The organism is Acidithiobacillus sp. TH-A35 (assembly GCF_057473505.1).
Genome location: NZ_JBYCKR010000200.1, coordinates 1 through 7,457, shown reverse-complemented (window position 1 = coordinate 7,457; position 7,457 = coordinate 1). Strand labels below are relative to the sequence as shown.

7 protein-coding genes are annotated in these 7,457 nt (G+C 58.2%); all 7 read left to right on the top strand.

The features are described 5' to 3' along the window. The first annotated feature begins 95 nt into the window (after nucleotides 1-95). A complete protein-coding gene (locus tag AC2VNK_RS07000; RefSeq protein WP_486883281.1) occupies nucleotides 96-1,172 on the top strand; it encodes a glycosyltransferase family 4 protein in 1,077 nt (358 codons plus the stop codon). Between the two features lie 171 nt (nucleotides 1,173-1,343). Further along, on the top strand, nucleotides 1,344-2,450 hold the full coding sequence (locus AC2VNK_RS06995) for a glycosyltransferase family 9 protein (protein WP_486883280.1): 1,107 nt from the start codon (nucleotides 1,344-1,346) through the stop codon (nucleotides 2,448-2,450). 23 nt (nucleotides 2,451-2,473) lie between these two features. After that, the gene (locus AC2VNK_RS06990) at nucleotides 2,474-3,658 is read left to right on the top strand and encodes an O-antigen ligase family protein (protein WP_486883279.1); all 1,185 of its coding nucleotides are present in this window, start codon (nucleotides 2,474-2,476) and stop codon (nucleotides 3,656-3,658) included. Nucleotides 3,659-3,829: 171 nt separating this feature from the next. After that, a complete protein-coding gene (locus tag AC2VNK_RS06985) occupies nucleotides 3,830-4,603 on the top strand; it encodes a glycosyltransferase family 2 protein (RefSeq protein ID WP_291522808.1) in 774 nt (257 codons plus the stop codon). A 19-nt stretch (nucleotides 4,604-4,622) separates the two neighbouring features. Next, nucleotides 4,623-5,675, top strand: coding sequence for a lipopolysaccharide heptosyltransferase I (gene waaC / locus AC2VNK_RS06980; protein ID WP_486883278.1), 1,053 nt, complete (start codon nucleotides 4,623-4,625; stop codon nucleotides 5,673-5,675). Next, on the top strand, nucleotides 5,672-6,352 hold the full coding sequence (locus tag AC2VNK_RS06975; RefSeq protein ID WP_486883277.1) for a tyrosine-protein phosphatase: 681 nt from the start codon (nucleotides 5,672-5,674) through the stop codon (nucleotides 6,350-6,352). Before waaC ends, AC2VNK_RS06975 begins: the two co-directional genes overlap by 4 nt. After that, on the top strand, nucleotides 6,349-7,457 hold a 1,109-nt coding region (locus AC2VNK_RS06970; protein ID WP_486883276.1), incomplete at its 3' end, for a 3-deoxy-D-manno-octulosonic acid transferase. The genes AC2VNK_RS06975 and AC2VNK_RS06970, both read left to right, overlap by 4 nt.

The window sequence follows — 7,457 nt, the reverse complement described above, 5'->3', positions numbered from 1 at the left end:
GCTGACCTTATGGATTTACCGCGGGTGAGGGTCGGCGGGCATCACCCGCCCCATGTTTTTCCCCTGCAACTGCTGACCCGGCATGAGGACCACCATTGAGCGCAGCCCCGCGTCTGCTCTGGGTGGGCACCAATCCCGGCGGCGGCGGTACGGAGACGCACATGATCACCCTCAGTCGCGCTCTGGCCGAGCAGGGGGCGGAGGTGCATTGTCTGGTGCATCCGCAAGGGCGGATCGCGCAGGCGCTGGAGGCTGCGCCGGTGACCCGGCATTTCGGGGTCTTCCGCAACAGCGCCGATCCCGGCGGCATCCGTGCCTTGCGTCGGGCTATCCGTGTGGTGCAGCCAGACTGGGTTATCGGCAGCTTCAGCAAGGAATACTGGCCGCTGGCACTGATCAGCCGCAGTGAGGGGCGGCGCCTTACGCTCTTTCGGCACATGGACCTGCGACTTAAGCCCAGCACCCGCTGGTTGCTCTCGCGCTGGCCTCTGCGTTTGTTCGCTATTTCCGCCTATCTGCGGGAGCGACTGATCTTGCAAGGCGTGCCCGCAGAACGTGTCGAAGTGTTGGCGAATCCCCTGCGCCTGGCAGATTTTCAGCGTGATTTCACGGCGCGAACGCGGCAGCGCGCCGCCTTGGGATTGGCGGATGAGGATTTTCTCGTGGGCTTTGTCGGCGCCTGGCACCGGGGCAAGGGGGTGTTCATGCTTGCCGACGCCATCGACGCCGCGCATGCCACAGATGCACGGGTGCATGGGCTGTGGTTGGGGGGAGGCACCCATGAAGCGGAGTTGCGCGCACGTCTGGAGAATAAGCCCTGGCATCATTTGCTGGGCTGGCAAGACCCGGCAACGCCCTGGTACAGCGTCATGGATACTCTTGCCTTGCCTTCCATCGAGCCGGATACCTTTGGGCGGGTTTGCCTGGAGGCGCAGGCCTGCGCCACCCCGGTGCTGGGCGCGGCCATGGGTGGTATCCGGGAAAGTTTTGCGGCGGATCGGAGCGGCATGTTATTACCTGCCGGGGAATGGGCGGATTGGCGGGACGCCATTTTGCGGCTGGCAGCAGACGTCCCTCTGCGCGAGGGTTTGGCTGGGGCCGGACCGGATTACGCCCGGCGCTTTGATGCGGATGTCATCGCCCGCGATTTTCTGGCCACCTTGCTGCGATGACACAGATGCCTCCACGTCTTATGATAGAGGCTGTTTATTCGCTGAGGCAGGGGGAAAGGTCATGCTGGTAGCCATGTTACGGCCTTTATCCATCAAAGAGTATGTGGCCCGTATAGACCTGTCCGGCGTCGATCTGCCCTTGGCCCCGCAGACGGATTGAATGCCGCGCTGATGCCACGTCCTTTACCCGTAGAACCCCACCGCATACTTCTGATCAAGTCGCACAGTGCAGGTATCGGCGACATCCTGCGCAGTTCGGCGGCCTGGGTGGTGCTCAAAAAGCGCTGGCCGGATGCGGAACTGCATCTGGTGTTTCTGAGCCGCTGGCCCGGTTATCCGAGCGAGGCGCTGATTCGGGAGCACTATCTGCTGTCCAGCGCCCATTTTCTGTCCATGCAAGAGGGGCGCTTTGCCGGTATACGGGGTGTTGGCCCGCGTGCGTGGCGCCGATTACTGCCGGAGCTGAGGCACATCGCGCAGGACCTGCAACCGGACCTGATCATCGACCACGAACCTTTCGGTATAGAGACGAGCATCGCCACCCGCTGGATGCGGCGTTTTTGCGCGGCACCTGCGGTCGGGGTGAATCAGGTGCTGGGGCGGGGGCGACTCTATGACCATGCGGGGCCGAGTTTACAGGACTACGCCCAGCGGCATGAATTGTCCTGGCCCATGGACTATACGGAGCGGGACTTCGCGGCGTTGGCGGCTTTGGGGCTGGAGCGGGATGGCCAGCGGATCGTGTTGCAGGAAACGGAGGCTGGGCGCTATGTTCGCGAATCTCTGCAATCCCGGTTACCAGAAGACCGCCCTGTTATCGGAGTGAACATTGGTTGTGGTACGCCAGATGCGGAAAAAAAACGCCCCTCCGTCGGATTTCTGGTGGAAGTGATGGGGCAGGTTGCGGCCGCTTCTCCCCATATTCTTTTGCTGACCGGCGCGCCAAATGAACGCAGCATCAATCAGGATTTTCTGGGGCAATATGCTGCGCGCTGGGGTGATGTCGGACACATCCTGGATATTGCTGGCCAGACCACTCCCAGCGGCCTGACGGGAGCTCTTGCGATTTGTGATATCTTCGTGTCCAGCGACTCCGGGCCGTACCACATGGCCGTCGCCATGGGTCTACCCACGCTGGCGCTGTTTAATTTTCCAAGTCCGGAACATTACCATCGTGAAGCATCCGTCGTCGTGACCGGAAATGGTAGTGGCGATAGTGATACGATGGTGTCCAGCATTTTACGATTGCTTGATAAAAATAAGGTTTTTATGTCATGAAGTGGCGAGTCCCGGATGGGCTAATGTTTACAGCGTATGCCTTGCCATTATTCAGCTTCCCGCTGAGTACGGCAGGTGCCGGTGTCTCGGTAGGGCTTTTGCTGGTGCTTTATGCCGTAAGCGGCCATTGGCGGGAATGGCGCCAGATTTCCGCGCGGCCCTGGGCGATACCACTTGCGCTGCTCATCGGTTGGACGCTCCTCGGTCTGCTATGGACCACAGATATGTTCTTCGGAATGAAGGTCGCGGAAGCCACTAGTTACGGTATTTTGGCATTTATAGGCGCCACATTGCCCTGGAAGACGCGCTGGATAAAATTATTAATCAGGCTATTTCTTTCTGGTTTGTTGATCAACGAATTCCTGGCAGCCATGATGACTTGGGGAGTTTTTCCGTGGAAGAATACCGGCGGTATGAACTATACGGGTTTTTGTGGTCATATTTTCCTTTCTTTGGCAATCGCCCACGCACTTCTGTGGCTGACTTGGGACTTCCGGAAGCAATGGAACTTTCCCCGCTGGGTTAATGTGCTTGTCGGTCTGCTACTGTTTGCGCAACTGCTCGTTATACCGGGGCGTTCTGGGCAATTACTGCTCGTGATTCTGCTTCCTATAGCGATTTGGATGCTCTATCCCGGACGCTGGCGCTACTGGATGATCATGGCTTTTTCTTTGGCTGTGATTGGCTTGTTGGTAATACCATACATCCGTTCTTATTTTATGCTTGGAGTTCAGGGGTTGTTGAGTTTTAATTTGAGCCATGCAGCTATTTATTCAAGCTGGGGTATTCGTCTTCTGGCAATGATCGGTGGTGTGATGATGTTCCTTGCACATCCATTTTTTGGGGTAGGGACAGGTGATTTTTATCCCGTCATATTGAAAATGCAGGCGGCACACCAGATTCCGGAGACTCCCGATTTTGTCATGAATGCTGCGGCTAACAGCTATATCAGTGAAGCGGCATCTTTGGGGGTTGTCGGTCTTGGGCTTTTCCTCTGGTTCCTCTGGTCCTTGGGGCGTGAAATGTGGAGGGCGCGAGATCTTCCGCAGAACTGGTTCGCGCTTACTTACTTTGCCATTTATGTCATTGGTGGGCTTTTCGATGGTTTGAGCTGGGGGTACGCTGACGCCATTACTATTGCGTTGATGGCTGGTTTGCCTCTATACCAAAGGTCTGTGATTGAGCTTTCAGGGCTCAATGCACCGTAATGTGCGCTCGCCTGCCGGTAGGCTATCCTGAGCGGATTTTGATAAAGTGATTGTTCCAAAGTGTGGCAGACCCTGAAAATGGGGCTGGGTCATTCAGATGGATTAACCTCACGGGTATGACGCTGGTGTGAGGTTAATGTATTTGATATTGTTAACAGAATGGGATATGCCATGGAATTTCCGTTGTCTGTATCTATTATAACGCTAAATGAAGAGCGTAATCTTGAACGTTGTCTGCGGTCAGTAGCTGATCTGGCTTCGGAAATCGTCGTTGTAGACTCGGGATCGAGCGATGCAACTGAAGAGATCGCGAAGCGCTACGGCGCTCGTTTCTTTAGTAATCCGTGGCCTGGCAACGTTGCACAAAATCAGTTTTCATTCAATCAGTGTGAGCAGCCGTGGGTGTTATCCATTGATGCTGACGAAGCGCTTAGTGCAACGCTGTGTGACTCAATTCGACAGGTAATGGCAGCCCCCCCAGATGACTGTGACGGATGGCTTGTAAATCGTCGTACTCGATATTTAGGACGTTGGATCTCGCATATTTGGTATCCAGAGTGGCGGCTTCGGCTGGTGCGTCGGGAGTCTTCAAAATGGGTTGGTCCGGATCCGCATGGTCACATAGAGGTTTCGGGTCCGGTGTGCAAGCTGAATGGCGACTTACTTCATTATACTTATCGGGATTTGGATGATCAGCTTGCTAAGCTTATCTCCTATGCGCGGACAACATCTTCGGTTAAATATTCAAAAGGTGCCCGGATGAACCCTTTTAAACTAGTGTTATCACCGTGGCTTCGTTTTCTTCGCGATCTGATACTCAAAAGTGCATGGAGGGATGGGTATCGCGGGGTTATGATCGCCTACGCGGGTGCCTTTTCCTCATTTATGAAACAGGCCTACTTGTATGAACTGGAATGCCGCGAACGCGAAACGGATCACGATTAGTGCGGTTTGCCAATAGATTATGAAACTCCTCCTGCTGCGCCTGAGTTCCATGGGCGACGTGCTACATACCCTGCCGGCGGTGACCGATTTGCAGCAGGCCCAGCCGGATTTGCACTTGCACTGGTTGGTAGAGCCCGCATTTGCGCCCATCGCACTGCTGCATCCAGGGGCCGCGCGGGTGATTCCGTTCTCTCTGCGCAACTATAAAGAGCGGTGGCGCGGGCTGGCGGTCGCATTGCGGGATTTGCGGCGAGACTTGCGGGCAGAGGGGTATGATCAAATTCTTGATGCCCAGGGCCTCTACAAAAGTGCGTTGCTGGGCCGCTTGGGCGGGGCGCCACTGTGGGGTCTGGATGCCGCCAGCGCCCGCGAACCGGGTGCCGCCCGGCTCTATCATCGTCGCTTTCCTGTGGCTTGGGGGCAGTCCGCCATCAGCCGGAATCGCCAACTGTTCGCCCAGGCTCTAGACTACCCCTTGCCGGAGACGCCGCCAGATTATGGTTTGCAGGTGGCCGCTACGCGCCTGCGTAAAGACACACTGGCGCAGCCTTGGAAGGAACTGGTGCAGCAACCCTTTGTGCTGGGGTTTCACGGGACCTCGCGGGAGAATAAGGAATGGCAGGAAGACTATTGGCGGGCACTGGCCGCCCCGTTGCGACAGGCGGGATTGCGTTTGTTGCTGCCCGCAGGCAATGCGCGCGAGGCGGCGCGAGCCCAGCGCATTGCGGAGCAAGCGGATAATGTGGTCGCCCTGCCCCCCGCTACGTTGCTGGAGCTCGCCGCTTTGATCGTGCGGGCTGATGCCTATGTCGGTATGGATACAGGACTTTCTTATCTGGCCGGTGCCTTGGGGCTGGCGGGGGTTACTTTGTACGGACCGACGGCCAGGGATCGATTTTCTGTGGCGGAGGACCATCAGGCCAGCCTGCAAAGCCTCGAGCCTTGCGCGCCGTGCGGTAAATCCCGATGCCCGTTGCCGGAAGCAAAAAATGGCCTGATACTCTGCCAGCAGGCATTACGCCCGGAGCAGGTCTGGACGGCCTTATCCCCTTTGCTGGAGCACCGATTATGAAACACCCCCTAGTGCTCCTGCCGGATGAGCGCCGCCGCTACCGGCGGCACCAGTTCTGGACGGATCACGGCATTTTCCGCGAGCTGTTTTATGCAAATTTTCACGAGATTGCAACAGGGGTGTTTCGCTCGGCCCAGCCGTCGCCGGTCCAGTTACGGCACTGGCAGCAAAAGCATGGTCTCTGCACGGTATTGAACCTGCGTGCCCCGGCACCCCACGAACCCCATTACCGTCTGGAGCAGGAGACTTGTGATGCCCTGGGCATGACGCACCTGACCCTGCACGGCTTTGGCTCCCGGGACCTGCCGGAACGCGACAAGTTGCTGGCGGCCATAGAGGTGCTGGATCAATTACCCCAACCTTTTTTGCTGCACTGTAAATCCGGCGCGGATCGGGCCGGTTTCATCAGCGTGCTGTATCTGCATCTGGTGCGGGGGATACCCCTCAGCGAGGCGCAGCGGCAACTGCGTTTGTGGCCTTTCGGTCATATCCGGCATGCCAATACCGGCATTCTCGACTGGTTTTTCATCAGTTACCACGATGCTGCCGCCTGCCAGCCCGGCTTGACCCTGCGTGCCTGGATCAAGGACGGGTATGATCGCGAGCGCGTCCTGAAAAACTTCCGGCCCTGGTATCGTCTGGACTGGCTGACCGACCGTATTTTGCACCGCGAATGATGAGTCGCCACCTCTACGCCTTTCTGCTCTGGCTGCTCAGCCCTGTCGTTCTGGGTTTTACCCTCTGGCGGGCCTGGCGACGACCTGCCTACCGGGAGCGCTGGTGGGAGCGTTTCGGCTGGGGGCCGCGCCGTTCGGATCGGCCCATCTGGATTCATGCGGTGAGTGTGGGGGAGACCATCGCGGCGATTCCCCTGGTGCGGGCTTTGCAGGCACGTTATCCGGAGGTGCCCATTCTGATGACCAGCACAACGCCGACGGGAGCTGCTGTAGTTAGTCAGCGTTTGGGTACGGAAGTGCTGCAGTATTACCTGCCTTATGACCTGTCCGCGGCGGTCACGCGCTTTTTGCGCCGCCAGCGACCGCGCCTGGGGATTATCATGGAAACGGAGATCTGGCCCAATCTCTGTCATGCAGCCAGCCGCGAGGGCGTGCCTCTGATGCTGGCCAATGCCCGGCTCTCGCAGCGTTCGCTTCGGGGTTACGCCCGTTTCCGGACGCTCTTTGCCCCCGCATTGGCCAGTATGAGCGCCATTGCGGCCCAGGGTTCGGAGGATGCGGCGGCTTTTCTCCGCCTGGGGGCAGAGCATGTGGTGGTGACCGGTAATATCAAATATGACCTGCCGGAACCCGTCGCCGCGCGGGAGCGGGGGCGCCAGTGGCAGCAGCGCTTCGGTGGGCGACCGGTCTGGGTATTCGCTTCTACGCATGCTGGTGAGGAGCAGATGGCGCTGGCGGCGCTGGAAGACTTGCAGCGCCAATGGCCGGATCTGCTGCTGGTGCTGATTCCCCGCCATCCCTCGCGGCGACTGGAGGTGATGGCACGGATGCAGGCAAAGGGGGTGTCCTTTGCCTTGCGCTCGCGTGCTGAGGACGTGGGGGGGCGCGCGGTTTTTCTGATAGATACACTGGGCGAGGTGATGGACTTCTACGCGGCGGCAGATGTGGTGACCATCGGTGGCAGTTTTGTGCCGGCGGGGGGGCATAATCCCCTGGAAGCTGCAGCACTGGCCCGCCCTGTTACCTTCGGCCCGTATATGGATAATTTTAAGGGCATCACCCAGGATTTGCTGGCGGCCAACGCTGCGGTTCAGGTTGTGGATGT

Coding starts and splice junctions, on each gene's coding strand:
- AC2VNK_RS06995 (WP_486883280.1), top strand. CDS start 1,344: ATGCCACGTCCTTTACCCGTAGAACCCCACCGCATACTTCTGATCAAG.
- AC2VNK_RS06990 (WP_486883279.1), top strand. CDS start 2,474: ATGTTTACAGCGTATGCCTTGCCATTATTCAGCTTCCCGCTGAGTACG.
- AC2VNK_RS06985 (WP_291522808.1), top strand. CDS start 3,830: ATGGAATTTCCGTTGTCTGTATCTATTATAACGCTAAATGAAGAGCGT.
- waaC (WP_486883278.1), top strand. CDS start 4,623: ATGAAACTCCTCCTGCTGCGCCTGAGTTCCATGGGCGACGTGCTACAT.
- AC2VNK_RS06975 (WP_486883277.1), top strand. CDS start 5,672: ATGAAACACCCCCTAGTGCTCCTGCCGGATGAGCGCCGCCGCTACCGG.